This window comes from Marinifilum fragile, from assembly GCF_963677365.1.
Classification (GTDB): Bacteria; Bacteroidota; Bacteroidia; order Bacteroidales; family Marinifilaceae; genus Marinifilum; species Marinifilum fragile.
Genome location: NZ_OY781962.1, coordinates 4255123 through 4276284, shown reverse-complemented (window position 1 = coordinate 4276284; position 21162 = coordinate 4255123). Strand labels below are relative to the sequence as shown.

The window sequence follows — 21162 nt, the reverse complement described above, 5'->3', positions numbered from 1 at the left end:
GAATTACGCTTTGCTTATTTTCACTGCACACTTCTTAAAGTCTGTCTCCTTCGACATCGGACAAGTGGCATCCAAACAAAGTTTATTTACAAACACCTTCTCGTCGAACCATGGTAAGTATACCAAACCTCTTGGCACACGGTTTCTTCCACGAGTTTCGATGTGGGCTTTGATGCGTCCTCGCCTTGATTCAACCCAAACCAAATCACCTTCTGTAAAACCTTGCTCAGCGGCATCTTTCGGATGGATGTAACAAAGAGCTTCCGGTACTGCACGGTACAATTCAGGTACACGCATGGTCATGGTTCCCGAATGCCAGTGCTCCAATACACGACCGGTACACAACCAGTAAGGATATTCCTTATTCGGCACCTCAGGTGCTTCCATATATGGGCGGAAGAAGATCTTCGCTTTATTTTTCAAATCAACTTTAGGCTTCGACATATCAGGCTTTGCAATCGATCCTTGAGGCATATTCTTCAATGCCTTTCCGTAGAATGCAAATGGTCCAACATCTGCTTTCTTGGCATATACATCATATTCCGAATTGAAGCGCCATAGCGTTTCTTTGCCATCGACTACAGGCCATTTCAAACCTCTACAATGATGGTAGGTATCAAAATCAGCCAAATCGTGCCCATTACCCGTACCAAACTTGCGATATTCTTCCCAAATGTATTTGTGGATGAAGAATCCGTAGCCTTCAAATGGCTTCCCATCCGATCCCTTCACCTTACGCTTGTCTCCTCCGGCTTCAGTATTGATCTTACCCTCTCCAATCGGATCAGGCCAAGCATATTTCTTTGCATCCTGGTTGGCAAACAGCACATCGTATAAAGTATCTTCAGGAGAGTAACCCATGGCCTTCGCTCCTTCCAAAACATCAGGCAAACCATCCTTCAATCCAGGAACTTTCTGAGCTCCCCAAACTTCCTTCAGTTTAAATCGCTTCGATAATTCAACAAACTGCCAGATATCGGGCATTGCATCACCAACCGGAGTCACCTGTTGCTTCCAGTGCTGCGTTCTACGCTCTGCATTACCATATGCTCCCCACTTTTCGTAGATCATCGCCGAAGGCAAAATCAAATCAGAAACCTTAGCCGAAATACCTGGGTAGGCATCGGAACAAACTATGAAATTATCCATTTGGCGAGCTGCACGAATCCAGTGGTTCGCATTGGCCGAATTTTGATAAGGATTACAAACATTAATCCATGCAAATTTGATCTTTCCGTCCTCAATATCTCTGTGGATTTTCATCAAGTGACTACCCACTTTAGGGTTAATGGTTCCTGCAGGAACTTTCCACAATTTCTCCGAAACTTCACGATGCTTGGCATTGGCAACCAACATATCTGCAGGCAAACGATGTGCAAATGTTCCCACCTCGCGAGCGGTACCACAAGCGGATGGCTGTCCTGTCAAACTAAAGGCTCCATCACCTGGCTTCGATTGCTTTCCTAACAACAGGTGTACCATGTAAGCCTGCTCGTTCACCCACGAACCTCTGGTATGCTGGTTAAAACCCATGGTCCAGTAAGAACAAATCTTACGTCCCTTTTCAATATACAAGCCGGCCAATGCCTTCAACTTCTTCTTGAAATCTTCAATTGTCTCTTCTGAATTTCCTTTTGCAATTTTGGCTACCGTATCCAAATCATAAGGTTTCAAAGCTTTTTTGAACTCCTCGTATTGAATGATCCAATGATTCACCGCCTTGTCACGATGCTTCATCTCCATTACATCCCCTTCCTTGTAGCCAAGGTAAGCCAATGTTTTTCCCTCATCGGCAGTCAATTTCTTGGCAACCTCATGCTTCACGGTTTCCTTTTCCTTATCGGTAAACTTAGGATGATCAGGCGTACGCATTCCGTAACCGATATCCACAAAACCCGTTGCAAACACAGTATATTTCTTCACAAAATCCCAATCGATAGACTCGGGATGATTGTACACAATCTCGTGCGCAATGTAGTTCCAGATCGCTAAATCGGTGTTGGGCTTGAAGATGATTTCAATATCTGCCAAATCGGAAGTGCGGTTGGTATAGGTAGAAAGGTTTACCACCTTGGTTCTTTCCGGATGGCTCAATTTGTTTTCGGTAATTCTAGACCAAAGAATTGGATGCATTTCAGCCATGTTGGCTCCCCAGGTTACTACCGTATCGGTAATTTCCATGTCGTCATAGTTTCCTGCTGGCTCATCAATACCGAAAGTCTGAATAAATCCTACTACTGCCGATGCCATACAATGACGGGCATTTGGATCGATGTTATGAGAACGGAAACCAGCCTTCATCAACTTCGAAGCAGCATATCCTTCCATTATGGTATACTGACCCGAACTAAAGATTCCAATCCCCGTCGGGCCCAATTCTTTCATAGCCGATTTCATGTGCTTCTCCATTTCGTCGAAAGCACGTTCCCAGCTAACCGCTTTAAATTTTCCTTGTTTACTGAAATTGCCATTCTCGTCAACACGAAGCAGAGGCTTTTTCAGACGGTCGGCACCGTACATTATCTTAGCATTAAAATATCCTTTGATACAGTTCAATCCACGATTTACCGGAGCCAATGGATCACCTTTTACAGCAAGTATTTTATCGTCTTTGGTGGCAATCATGATACCACAACCAGTTCCGCAGAATCGACACACAGCCTTGTCCCATGTCCAGCCACTTTCGGCCTCACGAGCTTCTGCTTTCAGAGTTTCCGGAACAGCAATTCCAACGGCAGTTGCTGCGGCGATGGCTGCCGAACTCTTTAAAAAATCACGCCTTGCAAGTTTCATATATTTTGATTTTTTTATTTTCTAAAATTGTTACTAAAGACATTCCTTCACCCTTTCGCCTGTCGGCACTTTCCCTGGAAGGGAAAGGCTCTTTGATTAGAGTATAGTGCTAAGTTCCATTTGTAGCACAAACCTAGATTTTGCGCTCTCCCCTTCCAGGGGAGATCCCTACAGGGAGAGGGGTGTATTAGACCATACCTTATTTATACTTCCTCTCTCGCCTTCTTAATATTCCTCAATCCAAACACAATAAAAAGCAGGGCAAACCAAACTCCGAATACCGAAATGAAGAAGGTGATCTTCAACCAGATTGGAGCCATTCTATCGGTACTCCAAATGTGGCGTCCTTCTATTGCAGAATGAAGCTCTGTAGGTTTAGCCATTACCATGTGCTCCTCCGCTTTTGCTCGTGCAAATCCTTTGGTGGCTTTTACCATTACATTCACTCTTCCTTCCTCATCGCCTGGCAGAGTTGGATCAACATCTACATAAGCAATACCCAATTCGTTGGTTTGAGCCTTGCCCAATAAATGCTTCCCAAAAGTTCCCATTACATAGGCGCTTACGCTTACTTCAGGTTGTGGCAGCTCTTCAGCGAATACCTTCACAACCAATTTATCAACATTCTCATCAAAGCTTAATTTCATGGCATATTCAGGAATGATAACACCTTCCATATTCGGCAATTCCTGCTTGTAGTTCTCATTAAAACTACGGATGTAGGCTACAATGTTCCACAATTCATCATCGGCGAAAGCCTCGGCGAATTTTGGCATGGTTCCACGTCCTGTTTTAATTTTATAGAACACCGATCCATCGCTTTGTGCTTGAAACTGCTCTGATGCAGGATCACCAGGAGGTGGCGACATTGGTGTAAAATTATCCTGCCCTAGTGTACCATGACAAGATGTACATGAGTTCTCGTAGGCAACCCTCCCTTCTAAAACCATATCATCATCGAAAAGGAAAGGGCTTAGTTTTTCGTTGGCTTCCAAGGGTACTTGCCAATCGCTTTGTGCATTCACATTTGCCACAGCCAAAAAGCAAAGGCAGAACAGAATGATTATATGATATCCTTTATTGTTCTTCATCGCATTAATTGTTTTTGTGGTTCATGTCCTCTTTTACTTCCCAAATCGGAACTACAGGGAATAATTTTGCCAATACAGTGATTATCATCAATACCAAAATGAATGATGCTACGGTAATGGCAATCTCAGGTGTGGTTGGCGTGTAGCCTGTCCATCCTTCAGGAACATTCTGAATCGGATAGTAAGGAGCCAATTGGGTAGGAACCACAATCAACACTCTTTTGAACCAGGCCCCGGCCAAAACAACAACTGCAATAAGCGTTAGCGGTAATGGCTTACGCATAGGCTTGAACAAGATCAAAAGGAAAGGAATCACCAAACCACCCAATTGAACCAACCAGAACATTGCCGACTCGTGTCCGTAAAGCATTTCGTGAACATGTTTTGCGTCGGCTGTGTTGGCCTTATATCCGGGAACGATAATTTCATTGATATTGAAGTACACATACACCAAAGCAACCAGAACCAAGAGTTTTCCCATTCTGTCGAAATGGTCGGCAGTGATATAATTTTTAAGTTTATAATTGTTGCGGAAGAAATACATGGCAATAATTACCGCAGCACAACCTGCTACGAATGCTCCCGAAACAAAGTATGGCCCAAAAATTGGCGAATCCCATCCCGAACGCAATGTCATGGCAAACAACCAGGAAGTAACGGTGTGAATGGATAGTGCAATCGGGATAATCAGAACCAGCAACATGCGTGTGTAACGATTCATCAATCGGAATTGCTTTGCCGTATTGTTCCATCCCAAGGATAGGCTCTTGTACATTTTCTGTTGCCACTTTGGCACATTGTTTAGCTTATCGCGACACAATGCAATATCAGGCAACATGGGAATATAAAGGAGTAAAGCACTAATCGCCACATAGGTTACCACAACGGCAATATCCCAAACAATTGGCGATTGCACCCTACCGTGTATAAATACATTCAACAGACGATCTGGGCGTCCCATATCGGTAATGATAATTAAACCTGCTACCATGGCGAAGGCAACAGCTACCAATTCGGCAATTCGTGCTACGGGTCGTACCCAGTCCACTTTCATCATGCCCAATACCGAGGATACCAGCATCCCGATTAAAGAAGTGGCAACAAAGAAAACGAAGTTCGAAATGTAGATGCCCCACGATACATAGTCGTGAAGACCTGTTACCCCCAAGCCGTTTCGCAACTGTTGATAATAGTAATACAAGCAGATTATTAGTGATACCGTAAGAAAGCCCATCCAAAGCTTGAAAGCACCTCCCCAGTTCACATTTTTTAAAAGATCCCGATCAATTTGCTCCTCGCTCAGATGACCTTTTGTTATTGTTTCGTTCATAGTTATAACGTAGTTAGATTTTGAGATTCATTTTAACCTACACCCCCTTTGCCTGTCGGCATTTCCCCCTGAAAGGGGAAACCTCCTAATTCAACAGATTGACAAGTTTTAAATCGACTTCAATCTTTAATTTCTCCCCTTCAGGGGAGATCCCTACAGGGAGAGGGGTGTTTCCAATCTAATTGATTTATCCCTCACTCTCTCTCGGAGGCAAGTAGTAAACACTAGGCTGTGTACCCAATTCAGGCATTAGCGTATAAGCAGCATTCTCTTCCAACAAGTGACTCAAACGCACTGTTTTCTTGGTAGTACCATTGGTCACCAAATCTTCATTCTGATCGCCAAAGTAGTACACCCCATTCGGACATGCCGATACACAATAAGGCAATTTCCCTTCGCGCAAACGGTCGGCGCTGAATGCACACTTGGTAACCGTACCTTTTTTCTGAGGCACATTCAGTTCCATATCGTAGGTTACTTCTGCATACTGATCGGAATTCTTAGGCTCAGTCCAGTTAAAAGTACGTGCCGAATAAGGACAGGCTGCCACGCAGAATCTACAACCAATACAACGCTCGTTATCGATGAGTACAATTCCATCCTGACGCTTAAAGGTTGCATCAACCGGGCAAACCGATACACAAGGTGGGTTATCGCAATGCTGACAGGTTTTAGGCATCCAGTAGGAGGTTTTCTTTACCGGATCTTCCATTTCCAACACATTGATGTGGTGCATTTCGGGCTTTAGCTGATGTGCACTCTGGCAGGCTTTCATACACTTGCGTGCATTTTTACACTTGGCCAAATCAACCACCATTACAAACTTCTTTCCCGGGATCCCTTCGCGACCTCTTTTTTGCAGGTAGGATAAATCCTGAATCTTATCTCCAGGTTTTAGGTGGGCTACATCTACTTCTACCAATTTGTTGTCGGCAGTAAGTACTTTTACTTTGTTACCGCTGGCTTTGTTCGAATCGGAACATCCTTGCAGCAGCAAGGCCGATCCAGCAACGGTACTCGCTCCTGCAATGCCCAATTTTTGCAGGAATCTTCTTCTCGAATTGTCGGTTTTATTCGCCATGTTCATCTGTTTCTTTTAGGTTTTCTTTTTAGCAGATGGAACATTCCAATGATGAAGGTTTTGATTCATGTAGTAGCTTGATCATTCCTTTTATCATGGACGTTTCATAGATTTATTTATTGAGTTTACCGATTAGAAATTAAAATGAGCCTTTGGTTCGCAAACTCCCAAAGCCTCTTTAATTTTCTATCGGCATTTACCATTGTAATCTCTAGCTTTCGCTATGCTCATCTAAAGATACAATTGGTATAAGCTATCAATAATCCTAATAAATATATGAAATATAGGCTTGTATGACTACCGTTATGTTTATATATCTAGATGTGTTTTAAATCGTAATTAAAGATAATAATGTCTGAATACCCCATTATCCAATAGATAGAGAACCTTTTCAGATAAAAAGATAATCTCATCGTTTTATGCAGTTTATATTTAGAATAAATTCAGATAAACCAATTCCATTGGGACACATCATGATATGTGTGTATAAATAATAAATTACCATACCGTAGGGACACGAGATCTCGTGTCCGTTTGAGAAATATTCTCGAACAAAAAGACATACCGTCAATATAATTAGAGGCCACGCCTTTAAATAATGAAAGGACACGCCATGGCGTGTCCCAACAATAAAAATATTTTGTGTGATCCGTGTTTTCTATTCATTTGCGGATTCTCCATAAAGCATCGTTCTGCTGACCCCACCTTTGTAATAGGCCGATACCTCTTGGCCTGTCATATCGGTGGCTTTCAGGTGGAACTCATAAAGATTTTCGTCCAGGATCTTGATGCTAAGCTCAGGTTGGCGGATTCCGTTCCCCTCAAATTTGTTATAGAGTACATTCGAAATTCCAGTGTTCGTAATAATTTGCGTGCCTACCTGATTGGTCAGATGCTGGGCATCGCGGATGCTTAAGGCTGTGCTCCCCTCCTGATCCCAGGTGTAGGTGCCGGCATCTATTTTTCCATTTTGACTTACCTGCAAATCGAGACGAATGTTGGCAAAGCCATTCTCTATTAATCCTTCAATGTCGCTGTAGGCAATATCGCCCTCGTACAAGTAGATTCGCAAAGGATAGGATGTTACTCCCTGCTCGCTTTGATCTGGGGCATAGGCCAGCATCATGTGGATGTCCTCGTAAAAATTTTCGCCCACCTCAATGTGATTTTTCAACTCTGGTACTTCTTCCTCATCATGACTTTGACTGCAACTCATAAAAAAACCGCTCACCAAAAGTGCAAGCATCAAAATACTGTTTTTCTTCATCGTGTTTGTTGTTTTTTTGTGTGTGAGCCTTAAAGTTATAAAAACAGGTTCAGGATAGAACAGCTCTTTGTTGACTTTACAGAATGTTTCACAACATAAAATGTAATAATCAAAACCTTCACCCCATTTTCTCGTACCCTGTGCTTTAGCTGAGGGGTTTTAATAGATACAGAGAAAAATAATTAATAATCTTGTACAGAATATGTTTTGTTAATACATTTGAAATGATCGGAGGAATTTGGGAGTATTATTATCGTTTTAATTCCTTAGAAAACAATCCTTTTTCTCCTGTTTTCCTCACTGACAAACCTTCTGTAATAAGCATAAACATCAAGCATTTGAGATTTTGTACAATTTATTGGAGGTAATCACTAAACTATAACTTTACTTATAATGAAGAACATTTACCGAAAGTATCTCATCATGTTGAGTGCTATTTTTACGGGCTTTGTATCATATGCCCAGGAAGAGAATATGGTGCTCAACCCTAGTTTTGAAGAGTATGAAGAATGCCCTCAAAGCTACACTTTTATGGATAAGACCCACAAGTTGATTCCGCATTGGACCTATCCATCATTTACCACTCCCGATTATTTTAACGAGTGCAGTAATGGAGAAGTAGGCGTACCCGATAATTTTGCAGGCTACAGCAAAGCCAGAACCGGCAAAGGCTACATGGGAGCCATTCTAAGTGGAAGCAATCGCAATTTCAGGGAGTATTTTCAAGGGACCTTAAGTTATCCTATGATTGCCGGCCAAAAGTATTGCGTTTCATTTTGGTACAAATTGGCATCAGGAAGTAAATTCGCCGTCGATCAGTTGGGCATACATTTTTCTGAGACTGAAACAGCCAACGGCAATTCAAGCTTTTTAGATTTTAGAGCTCACCTAAGCAATAAAGAAGGCTTATTTCTAGATAATACTGAAGAATGGGCTCAGTTCTGCATGGTATATACTGCCCAAGGTTACGAGGAGTACTTTATCGTAGGAAACTTTAAGAACTACGACAACACCAACTATGTGGTTACGGGTCGTGATACCAAAAATAAAAAAGGCAAATCCTACGCTTACTACTTTTTCGACGATTTTGAGATTCGTCCCCTGGTGGATTGCACCTCCTGCGCATGTGTTCCCAAAGGATTAGAAACGGTGGTGGTCGATTCCTCTTATACTGGAGGTAAAAATCCGGTTACAGGCCAAATCACCAAAATCATAAACGATGGTGTGATTAGTTTAGGAATATCTGGCGGACAGCCTCCTTACAACATCGATTGGAGCAATGGAATCAAAAACAGCACAAAATTGACCAATCTGGAAGCGGGCACCTATACTTACCAGGTAAGTGACCAAAACAATTGTCATTCGCAAGGAAGCATTACTTTCGTTGAGCCTGAATTGCCTGAAGATTTGTTTACCGAAGAGCTAAAACAAATTGAAGAAGGGGCTGCCCTGATTCTAGACAATATCTTCTTTGAATTCAACAAAAGTACACTTCTGCCCACTTCCTTTGAAGAGCTCGACAAGGTGGCCAATTTCTTAAACGAAGGAATGGTGAGCCAGATTCAGATCAGCGGACATACCGATAGCAAGGGATCTGATGAATTGAATAAGGGTTTAAGTCAGCGACGTGCCGAATCGGTGGTGAACTACCTTGTTGGCAAAGGAATAGCTGCCAGCAGAATGAAAGCGGTTGGCTACGGAGATTCAAGACCCATAGACACCAACCAAAGCGATGACGGACGCTCGAAGAATCGCCGTGTTGAATTTTTAGTATTAAAGAAATAAGCCCCTAGCTATGAACTCCAAAAAAATAAATATACTCATCCTATTCCTGCTCATCTCCTTGGTGAGCTTGGCGCAAAATCCCAAAAGGATCTACAACAATTCATTATTCAAAGGCATGGAAGCTCGGACAAAAGCCGATATCGATTCTGAGCTTGCCAAGGCCAAAGAAAGTTTTGAGAAAATATTGGCAAAAGAACCTGAATCGGCAATGGCAAATTTGGGTCTGGCTGCTCTTTATGCTGTCGATGAATATTCAGGCAAAGATTACTTTAATGCCTTGAAATATTTTCAGAAAGCCTATGATGCACAAGCTCAGTTTACGGGTGACGACAAGGAGATACTAAATGAATTGTTTACCAAACAAGACAAAAAGCGCAAGAACCGCCCCATCGATAAAAACATGGAATGGGAATATCTGCACCTCGAAGACAAGTTGATTAAATTCGTGAGGGAGGAGAACAATGCCGATCATGCCAAGAGGTTCCTGAAAGAATTTCCCGATTCGAAATACACCACCAATGTGGCTCACATTCTAAGCTACATTAAATTTCGTGAGGCCGAGAAGCAAAACACGGTAGATGCCTACAATCAATTCTTAAATGATTATCCTGAATCCGCTCAAGTGAATATCGCAACCAATTTGAGAAATGATTTGGCCTATAAAATTGCGATCCGTAAAGGGACCCTAAACGACTTGCGCGATTTTGTGACCAATTATCCAAAGGCACGACAAGTAATTGAGGTGAAGAGAAGCATGGCAGACATGGCCTTTAAAGAGGCAGCCGCTAAAAAGACATTGGAGGCCATCGACAATTATATCGCTGAGTTTCCCAATTCGTCCAAAATATCTGCGGCTAAGGTATTAAAGAAGCAATTGCTTTTCGAATGGGCCAAAAGTGTAAAAAGTCTGGAGGCTTACAACCAATTTGTGTCTTTATACCCCGAAGGAGAACAGTACATCGATATTTTTAATCTCAAAGCCAACATATTGGGCGATGAGATTTTGAAGGACTTTCCCGAGGAAAATTACCTCTTTGTAAAAGGATTCGACAATCAGGAGTTTAAGGATTTTGGAGGTGGAATTGCTACACGCCCCGATGGAGAACTTGTGGTGGTTTCGGCCACACCCAAAGCCGAAGGAGAAATGTATGATTCCTGGATTTTAGGTCTGGATGCCAATGGAGAAATGCTTTGGAATAAGATTTTGGGAAATCCTTTCGACGATCTTGTAAATAAGGTGAGCGTGAGTGCCCAGAATGAAATTTATGTGGCAGGCATTACCAATGCCATTGTGGATAGTGTGCCAGGTCAGGCATGGATTTACAAGCTAGCCGCCAACGGACAAAATGTATTCAACCAGAAAGTGAGCATGGCTGAGGCTCTCGATTTTGTAGTGTACCCCGACAATAAGATTCTAATCGCCGGCTATACCCAAAACCCCGAAGACTCCTTGTTCACGCCTGCCTTGGTGAAGCTAAATGCCAATGGTAAAAAACTATGGTCGCGCAAGTACACCAACAAGGGCAAAGTGTATGCTTTGGCTAGCGATGATGCTTCGAACACTGCTTTTGCTGCAGCCGGAAACTGGATTTTTGCCATAAATGAAGCAGGTTATTTGCAATGGGACATTCTATTGCCCGAGAATCAGCAGGCCACTGCCGTGGATATGAATACCAAGAAGCAAGTTCTCTTTGCAGGATCAACGCCTGATGGAGCCTTTGCAGCAGCTTACGACACCAATGGTAAAAAGCTTTGGGAATCGCCCCTAAACCTTACAGGCAATGGCATGCCCGAGCATCTTGTGGCTTTGCCCGATAAGAGTTTTGTAATTGCAGGTACTTACAACAACAAAATTAAGCTGGTACAGATTGATGATTCGGGTACTGTAAAAAGGGAAAAGGAATTTAGCCTTCCTCAAGGCGTGAAACTAAACGACATCACGCTATGCGATGATAATGCTATAGCCATTAGTGCTACCCGATTGGGGGATAAAGCGGATTTGATTGTGTTTAAATTGAGTTTTTAAAGGCATTAGGATATAGTTAAGGGCAAGCTTTTGGCTTGCCCTTTGTTTTTTTGTGGATATCACAATGAACTAATACATTTGCGTTTTAAATGAGCAATTGTATAAAAGGGGGAGAATATCTCACTGACATTTTGAAAAAATATTTTCATTGTGATATTCTATAAACTCCAAATCTATTTCGTGCTTAGAAAGTTTGAATCTGTCTATTTCTAAAGGTATCGCTCCTAAATCTAACATCACATGATGATTTGGACAAACACAAATTAGATTTCCCAATATATCAGGACCATTATGAGGTTTACCCAGCGGTTTTATATGATGTATCTCCGAATACTTAATATCACTTGTAATCTTTAACCCAACCCCACAAATCTGGCATGTGTTGTCGTATAACGATTTAATTTCTTGAACTATCTTTTTATCTCTTTGAATTGTATTTACCTGTCTAATTTTCCTGACTACCTCATCATTAATTTCTCCTGACTTTAAAGCAATAATTTTCCTATTGGCACGATCAAACTCAACATATTCTTCTAAAGATGATATTCCATTAATTACATGTAAATCTTTTCTTATTTGTAATTGAGAATTATTTAGATAATCTTCTTCTTTTCTGAAAATCACATATCCATTTTTATCAAAAAGAACACCTGGAAAATCTTTCAGATTATGATACCATAAACCATCCTCTCTGTACAAAGAATGTTTAGCGTTTAGCTTTAATATCTCATTCAGTTTCTTTCCATTTATCATCGACTGATTGCATAAATTTCTTTATAAAATACCTAGCTAACCCAGCAAATTCCTTTTCAGGAAGCATAAACTCTTTTAGTATTCTTAATTCTTTCCTTAATCGATTTTTGATCTTTTCAAACTTTACAAGATTCCTAGAATCTTCATCATTCAGATCTCCTATGATTTCAATTACTCTTTCTACTTGAACCTTTATATCAATAATTTTTTGTTCTCTTTTTTTTACTAATTCAGATCTTTGCAGAGCACATACCAAAATTGAAGTTTTTGCTCTCTTTAAGTCTATTCCTTCTAAACTTTTTTTAGACCGAATAAGTCCTTCCTCTGAATATTCAAAATAATCTTCAACATTATCTGTACATGGTTTTAAAAGTAGTCGAACTTCTTCTTCTTCTTTATGAAGATCTTCATAATCACCGTTAAAAAACAATCTTCCTGATTCACAAGTCAACCTTTTACTTTCATCATCCAAAGGAAATTGATTAAGTTTTCCAACAACTTTTTCTATCCATTTATCACCTTCAAAAATTAGATAAGTGTGAGTCTGATTACAATTAGGACAAGCCAATAACAAATTCTCCCAATCAGCAGCTAACCAATAATAACCTGGTTTAACAATGCTATCTTTAACATTGTATCCTCCTTTTGGCCTAAAATGCTCTATATCTCCTGGACATGCAGCTACAATTTCGGTTTCGCAGTACGCACATTTTCCCTTGAAAATTGCAACTAACTCCTTGCGGACGTCATCCTCTTTATAAGCGCTGTATGATTCTTGTGTATAACCTTCCCCTCTTTTCTTTTTTTTCTTAAACTTCTCTTTACGATTGGTTTTTATTTGATAAAAAGATATAGCTTCCTCTGTTTCTTTCTGCCCTTTACTTTTAGGAGTACCATTCTGACTTATTTGGATTGAAGAAGGACATTCTTTTCTATTGATTTTAATCATGCCCTTCTATTTTTAATTCATCCCAAATTTTCTTCACCTCAGAAACAACTTCACCTTTAAGTTCCATACGGTCTAGCGGATTTTCACTAAATAGTACTTTTTGAGCAAGAAGTTTATCTATTGTTTCATACATGAGTTCATCACGTAACGAATTCCCAAAATGCTTTTTCTCTTTTAGTTCTTCTTTTAACCGATTGTACTCCCCCTTATGCTCACCTTTCAAATCTGATTCAAAACTTAATAGTTGGTAATATCGATGAAACTTATTCTCCAAATCTGGATCAATCAAGCTACTTAAACCAAAAAACTCAGAAGTTAGCAGTTGATCTACCCTAAATTCTGAAGGGTCCGGTAACTCTGTAATTATATTGAGTTTTCCTTCTATCTCTTTTAAGAGTATCACTTCTCCTTTTTCCACACCTCTTAAACACAAAGGATGATGGCTAGATACAATAAATTGAATTCTCGGAAATATCTCTCTTAATTTTCTGACAATTTGCATTTGCCACCTAGGATGCAATTGATTTCCTATCTCATCAATTAAAACTACTCCTGATAACTTATCCATATCAGCGGTTATACCTTCTGACAAAGTCTTCATTATATCAAGAGCTAACGTAATCACTGACTTATAACCTTCACTAAAAGAGGAGATTGAAACCTCAGGAGAATTACTTAAAACAAGCTTACCACCTTTAATTGTCAACTCTTGTTCTTCTAAATTATCTGGTAGTAATTTTCTAACAGAATAAGCGATAGAATTAAATTTATTTAAGTCTTTTCTATGAACTGAAACTAACCATTTGGTGACATCATTTAAACAGATGGTCGGATCAAATAAATTCATGTATCTAACCCCATTCTTAGTTTTTTCTGGCACTAAGTTACCTTGCTTCATCAACCGACTAGAACTATATCCAATCAAATTTGATTTAAAATGTCCTGACTGTTTTATTGTTTTTTCTTTTCTATTAAGAACTGTTTTTATAATATTATCCGTACTTCTTTCTTTAATTGTAATTGTAGCAGTGTGTTTTCTCCTTTGTATTAATTCAGAAATAAGATCATCTCCATTGTTTAAATTAGAATATAGTCCAATTGCTATTGCCTGTAGAATTGAAGATTTACCAACCCCATTTTCACCTAGTAAGAATATCCATGGTTCATATTCTTTTTTTTCAGGAAAATCTATTTTTAGATTCGTAATACTTTTGAAATTTTTTATTTCTATATATTCTATGGGGAAATAGGTATTCTTATTTGTTATTTTTCTGGCAACCTCATACTTGATAAGCTTTTTCAACCTTAAGCTGCTCTTATATTTTTCAAATTCTGGTAATTTGGAATAACTATCTCTTTTTAGAAAGTTAAACAAATCTGGATGATGCTCTATTTGTGTATTTAAATAATAAGACTTAGCGAATAAAAATTCAATTTTGGGATTTTGATTAAATATATCTTGAAGGTACTTTAAAGTTTCCTCGTTCAGAACATATACCTCATCCTCGGTTATATCTGCAATTATACTTTTAATTCTTTCAATAGCACTTAACCGTTTTTCATTCAACCTACTTCTATTCAATCTTAATAGTTCAATGGTGTGATGAGCCTCTTCAGTGCCACCTGCAATAGTTCCTAAATTGCTTAAAAAAAAATGATCATTTGGATTATCAGTACATGGATTTAAAAGTAATTTTTCCTCTTGAGTTAAAAAATCACCTTTAAAAGAAGCTCTTACTCCTTTTACAGGAAAATAATTAGCCTTATACTGATGACATTCCTTGCAAGAGTATATTAAATTATCCCATTCATAAGTTAACCACCAATATAAATCCTTGTAATATTCCTTTTCATCTCGCACTCCATTGTGAGGTCTAAACCTATCCACAACTCCTGCCTGGGGTTCTGATATTTTTATTTCACAATATCCGCATTTACCATGAAACCTCTCATGTAGAATTTCTTTAAGTTTTCGATCAATTTCTTTTTTCAATGGAAAATCGTGCCTCTGTTGATCCCTATTCATCGATGAATAGAACTTTTCCATTTTCTCTATAGCTAAGGCTACTTCACGTGAATGTAAATAATCTGGCCCCCAACCTTTTTCTATTTTTATCATTTTACCAAGGATTTTGAAAAAGTCTCTAGAATATTTGAACTCGGATAGTTAGATAAAGAAATTAGTTTATTCACTAATGCAATTGGAATTATTGCATCCTGATAGATATCACATTTCAACAAATCAATATTCAATAATATCTCCTCAAGGTTTTTCAATTTATCTACTTCTGGTGTGATATAGTAATTATAATTATCCACAGGGACTGTTAATACATAAACTTTCTCCTCCTTTGATTTGTAAATAAATTTTGCACTGTAATACGAGGTTTTCGCATAAATATCTTTATCAATATTACCTGGCATTACATACGTATAGATATGCTCATTATCCAACAGAAACACCTGACCAGGTTTTAACTTGTTTTGAATTTCTTTTGCATGATCAACAAAAGCACCACTCTTTTCAATTCCTACCAAATTAATCTTGTTATCTTGAGATATGTAATTTAGTAATGCTCTCATTGGCTTATGCATATTAGCGGTCTGTCCAACAAAACTGAGAGGACCATCCTTTACCAGTAGGAACTTATTTATACACCCTTTCTTAATATTCAGTAGTATTTTTATAATATGGACAATCAACAAGTTTTCAACGGCAGAAATAATATATCCGATTATACCACCTGCTCCCAATTCATTATCAACTGCTTCAAATAACCTAAACACATCTGTGATGTAGATATCTTGCTTGCACTTTTCACATTGCCATTTATAGTTTTCTTTGTCCATTTTATCTTCTCTTAGCAAAACAGAAGGTTCTTCACAGTATGGACACTTTGATAACTTATATGCTTTAGTTTCACAATTATCACATTCCAACAAGAAATCATCGGATGCAACTGCTTTTTTAAAACTATTTCCTCCGCAATTACATTGCGGAACAGTATTACTACCTCGTTTATACTTCTGAAATAAAAGCCAATACAAGGTATGTAATAAAGAATCTTTACCCTTATCTTTTTTTAAAAAGAACTCATAAATAACTTTCCTCACTGCATCGGTAAGGTTATTTTGATCCTTTAGAATTAGATTCTTTGTTGGCAATACCAATTTTACAGGAGAAAGATTCTTTAATTCTGCCATATCTTTTGGAGAAATAAATGGCATAGCCTTTAAATTCTCCAAAAGGTGTCTTTCTAGTAAAAGCTCTCCAAACTGAAAATAGGTTAACAGGGATGATGGAAAATTCTTCTTTACTGCGACAGTTTGATACCCTCCATCAACTGCAATTATATTTTCAATTCTATTCTTAGAAGGATATTTAATATCATGAATTAATCTGGGATTCAAATTGACATCCTTACCATCAAATGGAATTACACAATTTTTTATATAATCTTGTACCTCTTCATCAACAACAAGATGTCTGTGAGAAATCTTACTTGCATACTCAAAGGGTTTACCACTAGATTTACTATATGCCATAATCTAATTAATTACTCGAATTTGTCTATTTGAACAGGAACAACAAAAGGATTAGAATAAGTTTTCATTCGAACGAATCCTTTATCATTTTTAGCACTAAATCGAATTAATGAATCTGTAAAATCACTGAAATCATAGAACTTTCGAAGTTCCCTTATTTCATCTTCATTGTTGAGGTGAGCAATAAACCAATTTTGTGTATTCTTTAGGATATTAGAACTTATCGAACTTACTTCTTGAGTCGCGTAAATCATACCAAGGTTCAACTTCGCTCCCTCTTTTGCTATTCGATTGTAGATTTGACTTAAATCTTTGTCATCTTTTTTAGGGAATAGATTATGTGCCTCTTCGAAGTAAAATTGAATAAAATTGTTTGGTCTTGCCTTCACAAACTCATCCATAGAATTTCTAAATATACTCTTACATATATCCGTTGAGAAAATTCTTTGAACCTTTGGGTTACCTTGAGATAAATCAATGATAACTATCCCTCCACCTCTTAAATGGCTAACAATATCTTGTTGAAATGAGGAATCTGTATCATTAGTATGCAATTCAAGTGCAACTTTAAATTTTGAATAACCACTAACCTGTTGACCTGTTTCTTTTTTTTGAAATAACATTACACACAATGATCTAATTTCTTCTGTCAACCAATCCTTTCCTTTGTTATTTTTCTTAATGGTTTGAAAAACTTTATGATCTTTATTTGTCCAAATCGTCTCCCAAAATAAGAATGCTTCTTGAATAGTTAACTTTTCGAGACTACCTGATTTTGAATTGTGTTTCTGTAATATCTCTGAACAGTCTACCTCATTCAGCAATTCAATAATTTGTTCATTAATTTTAATTTTCAAAGCAATTTTTTTGGATTCTTTGAATCCTGCTTTTTGAAGACAGCAAAAATAAATTGACTTTTTTAGGTTATATTTTCGCCAACCACTATAATCGTCTTGTTCAGGTCTTTTAAAATCAATTACCTTAAATCCGTTTAAATAATCACTCTTGTCATCATCCAAGTATTCTAAAAGGTACTCAAAGCCAGTGATGACATCAGCGTAAAAATTGACTTTCATTATTCGAAAATCCTCATCAACCTTTTTAAGTATGCTATATCTAATGGTTTTTGGTTTATATTTTTCAAAGATTGCAGTTCCATCTTGTAAATTCTTATTGGCATACTCACCATTAATATCAAAAATTATCTGTCCTGCTGGATAGTTAGGGATATCCTCCTCTGTAAAGGAATTTATGCTTTCATTGGTTGTTTTATCAAAACTCTTTAAATTCATTGGAGCTTGATCAGATAATTCTTCGGTTGCTTCAATAAGTTTTTTAACGGTATTAGACTTACCTGTTCGTGTCATCCCAAATAGTGCCGTTCTTTTGCCTAGAATATCTTTGGTATATAGTTTTACTTTTTCATACTCTTTATTTTCAGAACCTCCATTTCTCTTATCTCTTGAACTATATCTAACCTTTCCGATTTCAATATTTGTTTTAGGATCTAATGGTTTGTCATTATCCCTAATATTTACTACGTATTCAAGGTTTTCTCCAGTGAGTTTGTAAACTTTATAATAATGTGATGAATAAAAGTTATCTACATCTGCTCCAAACTCAATTTCAGAATTGTCATTTTTATAAAATGTTCCTAGTACCGTACATTCAATACCAGAAAAACTATACTCAAAACGAGTAAAATCGTCAAGTGCTTTCCCTTTCCCATTTGAAGTACTTATATCCACATCCTCTTTATAAAACTCTATCTTAGAGCTTATAATATCATCATCACTTGGTATAGAACATGGATTTAAAACCCTTAATAATATAGCCTCAGCACTATTAATTTCTTCAAAGGGATTTTTATAGAACGCTAATAAAAAACATCCTTTAGGTATACCTCCTACAACATGTTTCCAACTGTCACAAGTCAAAATCTTTGCTTTTTGGTAATCTAAATAAAAAGGGTATCCTACCAATAAGTTATCTTGCTGAGAAGTCTCTAATATATTATTTGCAAGTGCTTTTTCTAATATAGCTTTCATGATCTTTTAATAGACTTTTAATTTTACATTATCCACAGGATTTTGAAATCTTAATATTGACTGCTCGGCATAGCTCCCATCTAATTCAAAAGCAACCCATTTTCTATTATTTATTTCGGCACAATAACCTGTAGTATTACTCCCACCAAAAGGATCTAATACCAAATCATTTTCATCAGTTAAGAAATTGATAAAGAAATTAACCAATCCTTTATGCATTCTGGCAGGGTGAGGAGTATAGTTCATCTCCCTACATTTCTTCATAAAGAAATCATTGGAATTTGTATTCGAAAGACTCAGAACACTATGAGGTAGCCTCACCTCTCTGTCTCCATCAATAGGATCCATTTCAAAAAAGTTGTGAGCTATGCTTCCTCCATGGTCTGTTAAGAAACCTTTCTCACTAATTGTATGTGCAGATGGGCGCTTACCTGCATTAAAGGATTGTCTCTTTAACAAGGAACGCATACTCTTACTATAAGGTCTCAATACTTTAGAATTATCCGCTTTAGGAAAATCTGATTTCGCCATCCACCAAACATGGGTGTAACTATCAACAGTTCTGATTCTATTAACTGTCACCCATTGCGCAGGAGATGGTAAGCGCGAAGGATTATAGCATATAAATTCCTGAATTAATCTCAAATCAGAATTCTCAACAAATCCTAATAATGATTTTAAATGTAATAATGATTGTACTGGTCTTTCCGGTTCCCAAGCATTCCCTATTTCAATTACAATTGATCCTTCCTCAGAAAGCAAATCTGAGTATAAGGGAGCAAGGTTTATAAACCAATTATAATATTCATCTCCCTTCAGATTTCCATATTTCTTCTTTTGATTTAAAGGAAAAGGAGGAGAGGTTATTATAAGGTCAACCTTTCCTTTTAGCTTTTCATACAGCTTCCCTTTTAATAATTTTTCCGAATTCCCCACTAGGAACTCTCCGTTACTAGTACTGTATAGCGTTTCTTTTATTTTTCCCACTTTGGTATTTATATTTTTGTCAATATTTTCATTGTATTAAATCTCTATGCCACTCCAAAAACTCCTTCTTCGGCAACCATTTATCCGGCAAGATCATTTCTTGTCCTTCCAGTTTTCCGAAATGGGTTTGGTAATATGTTTTGGTGCAGTGTTCTTTCAGGTTGGTCGAGAGGATGAGTCGGTACTCCTCATCGAAACTAATTAGGTGTTGGTCGAAGGCCTTGTCGTAGAGTGCCGAAAGGCAAATGCCATTTTCGGGGTTCAGACGTTCGGCTTTGTTTTGTGCCCATGGCAAAATGTGGCTGGCTATTAATAGCTGTGGCAAGTCTATTCCTGTTACCGCACATTTGCTGTGGTAGTTGGTGAGAATCATTTGTCGGAAAAAGTTTTGATTTACCCGCGTTTTCACATATCGTTCCTTCGTTTCTCCCACCAAACTATTGGCTTCTGGCAATTCCGCTTCGTATTTATTTTCCAAACTTAGCCCTTCGCGTTCTGCCAGTATCTTTTCACTTTGGTATATTAGGCCTTCCCTGTCGTTCTGGAATTTCTCAAAAATCAATCGATCCTTCTTCCCTGCATTCTTCATTCCTTTAATTCCACGAGCTTGTAATTGAGGATCAAAACTCGCCAGGTTCGAAAGTTTCAAACCAACCGCACTTGGTGTTCTTCCAATCAATTCTGCCAATCGAATAATCTGAGAATTGTTCTTGTGTATCTTCCCAAAGGGAATCTTACAATAGAGGTTAAAAGCGAGAATGAGTTCTTCCTCACTCCAGTTCGGGTTACGCATAAGTAATAGTCATTGTGGTTCGGGTTATGTCAAAAGTAATAAAATTATACCAATGATTTAACATTCGTAATTACATTCTTGTTATCAGGCATTAATCTTTTTCCTGCCCTCACCCTTTGTTCGTAATCAGACAAATAAAAATATCCGATACTCTTTTTATGTTTGTCGCTATACCTTTACCCCTTTCCCCTTCCATTTTAAGCCCTGCACTCGCTAGTCTGTATCTTGTTGTTGCTCCTTTGTCTTATTCCGCTGCTTCCCAGTTGTTTGTCGGCGGTGGAATGCTTCAACCGAGCGACGACAAGCCTTTGGCTAAGGCCGACAAGACATTGGCTAAGGACGACAAGCCTTTGGCTAAGGGCGTCAAGAGATTGGCTAAGGCCGACAAGAGCTTGGCTAAGCACGACAATTGTTTGGCTTAGGGCGGAATGCTTCTGGCTAAGGCCAACAAATGATTGGCTAAGCTCGGAATGCCATTGGCTAAGGCCGACAAGAGTTTGGCTAAGCACAACAAGTCTTTGGCTTTTGACCTTTTGCATCTGGCTTGTGGCATTCATTCTTTAAGCTCAAATCTCCATTAACAGTATGGTACCACATAGTCTCAAAATTGCATGCTCTATGCTTTAATATGCTCTTTCCATCTCCAGGAATTTCAGTTTCGCCACAAAGGAGCTTCACCTCTGCTTTGGCTCAGCCTTTACAAAGCCATTCTC

Annotated in this window: 14 protein-coding genes; 2 read left to right on the top strand and 12 right to left on the bottom strand. The window is 38.3% G+C overall.

The window, feature by feature from the left end:
- Positions 1-3: 3 nt before the first annotated feature.
- The 5 genes from napA to ACKPCA_RS17135 form a co-directional block, all read right to left on the bottom strand.
- Positions 4-2793 carry a nitrate reductase catalytic subunit NapA gene (gene napA / locus ACKPCA_RS17155; protein ID WP_321280171.1) on the bottom strand — a complete coding sequence of 930 codons (2790 nt, stop codon included), beginning with the start codon at positions 2791-2793 and terminating at the stop codon, positions 4-6.
- 203 nt (positions 2794-2996) lie between these two features.
- The gene (locus ACKPCA_RS17150) at positions 2997-3884 is read right to left on the bottom strand and encodes a c-type cytochrome (RefSeq protein ID WP_321280170.1); all 888 of its coding nucleotides are present in this window, start codon (positions 3882-3884) and stop codon (positions 2997-2999) included.
- A 4-nt stretch (positions 3885-3888) separates the two neighbouring features.
- Positions 3889-5214, bottom strand: coding sequence for an NrfD/PsrC family molybdoenzyme membrane anchor subunit (gene nrfD, locus ACKPCA_RS17145; protein WP_321280169.1), 1326 nt, complete (start codon positions 5212-5214; stop codon positions 3889-3891).
- 187 nt (positions 5215-5401) lie between these two features.
- A complete protein-coding gene (locus ACKPCA_RS17140; RefSeq protein WP_321280168.1) occupies positions 5402-6295 on the bottom strand; it encodes a 4Fe-4S dicluster domain-containing protein in 894 nt (297 codons plus the stop codon).
- 658 nt (positions 6296-6953) lie between these two features.
- Positions 6954-7562, bottom strand: coding sequence for a hypothetical protein (locus ACKPCA_RS17135; RefSeq protein ID WP_321280167.1), 609 nt, complete (start codon positions 7560-7562; stop codon positions 6954-6956).
- A gap of 393 nt (positions 7563-7955) precedes the next feature.
- Between ACKPCA_RS17135 and ACKPCA_RS17130 the strand changes: the two genes are divergently transcribed.
- Together ACKPCA_RS17130 and ACKPCA_RS17125 are read left to right on the top strand one after the other, a co-directional pair.
- Positions 7956-9347 carry an OmpA family protein gene (locus tag ACKPCA_RS17130; RefSeq protein WP_321280166.1) on the top strand — a complete coding sequence of 464 codons (1392 nt, stop codon included), beginning with the start codon at positions 7956-7958 and terminating at the stop codon, positions 9345-9347.
- 115 nt (positions 9348-9462) lie between these two features.
- Positions 9463-11373 carry a hypothetical protein gene (locus tag ACKPCA_RS17125; protein ID WP_321280165.1) on the top strand — a complete coding sequence of 637 codons (1911 nt, stop codon included), beginning with the start codon at positions 9463-9465 and terminating at the stop codon, positions 11371-11373.
- Positions 11374-11493: 120 nt separating this feature from the next.
- Here the strand turns inward: ACKPCA_RS17125 and ACKPCA_RS17120 are convergent, their stop codons facing one another.
- The 7 genes from ACKPCA_RS17120 to ACKPCA_RS17090 are packed head-to-tail and all read right to left on the bottom strand — an operon-like array spanning position 11494 to position 20449.
- Positions 11494-12126 carry an HNH endonuclease gene (locus ACKPCA_RS17120; RefSeq protein ID WP_321280164.1) on the bottom strand — a complete coding sequence of 211 codons (633 nt, stop codon included), beginning with the start codon at positions 12124-12126 and terminating at the stop codon, positions 11494-11496.
- On the bottom strand, positions 12101-13075 hold the full coding sequence (locus tag ACKPCA_RS17115; protein WP_321280163.1) for an HNH endonuclease family protein: 975 nt from the start codon (positions 13073-13075) through the stop codon (positions 12101-12103). The genes ACKPCA_RS17120 and ACKPCA_RS17115 overlap by 26 nt, the downstream gene beginning before the upstream one ends.
- Complete coding sequence (locus tag ACKPCA_RS17110; RefSeq protein ID WP_321280162.1) at positions 13068-15194, bottom strand: AAA family ATPase; 2127 nt, start codon at positions 15192-15194, stop codon at positions 13068-13070. Before ACKPCA_RS17110 ends, ACKPCA_RS17115 begins: the two co-directional genes overlap by 8 nt.
- Positions 15191-16621 carry a PHD finger domain-containing protein gene (locus tag ACKPCA_RS17105; RefSeq protein ID WP_321280161.1) on the bottom strand — a complete coding sequence of 477 codons (1431 nt, stop codon included), beginning with the start codon at positions 16619-16621 and terminating at the stop codon, positions 15191-15193. The genes ACKPCA_RS17110 and ACKPCA_RS17105 overlap by 4 nt, the downstream gene beginning before the upstream one ends.
- A gap of 11 nt (positions 16622-16632) precedes the next feature.
- Positions 16633-18669, bottom strand: coding sequence for an ATP-binding protein (locus ACKPCA_RS17100; protein ID WP_321280160.1), 2037 nt, complete (start codon positions 18667-18669; stop codon positions 16633-16635).
- A gap of 6 nt (positions 18670-18675) precedes the next feature.
- On the bottom strand, positions 18676-19656 hold the full coding sequence (locus ACKPCA_RS17095; protein ID WP_321280159.1) for a DNA-methyltransferase: 981 nt from the start codon (positions 19654-19656) through the stop codon (positions 18676-18678).
- A gap of 28 nt (positions 19657-19684) precedes the next feature.
- The gene (locus tag ACKPCA_RS17090) at positions 19685-20449 is read right to left on the bottom strand and encodes an HNH endonuclease (protein WP_321280158.1); all 765 of its coding nucleotides are present in this window, start codon (positions 20447-20449) and stop codon (positions 19685-19687) included.
- Between the last annotated feature and the right edge of the window lie 713 nt (positions 20450-21162).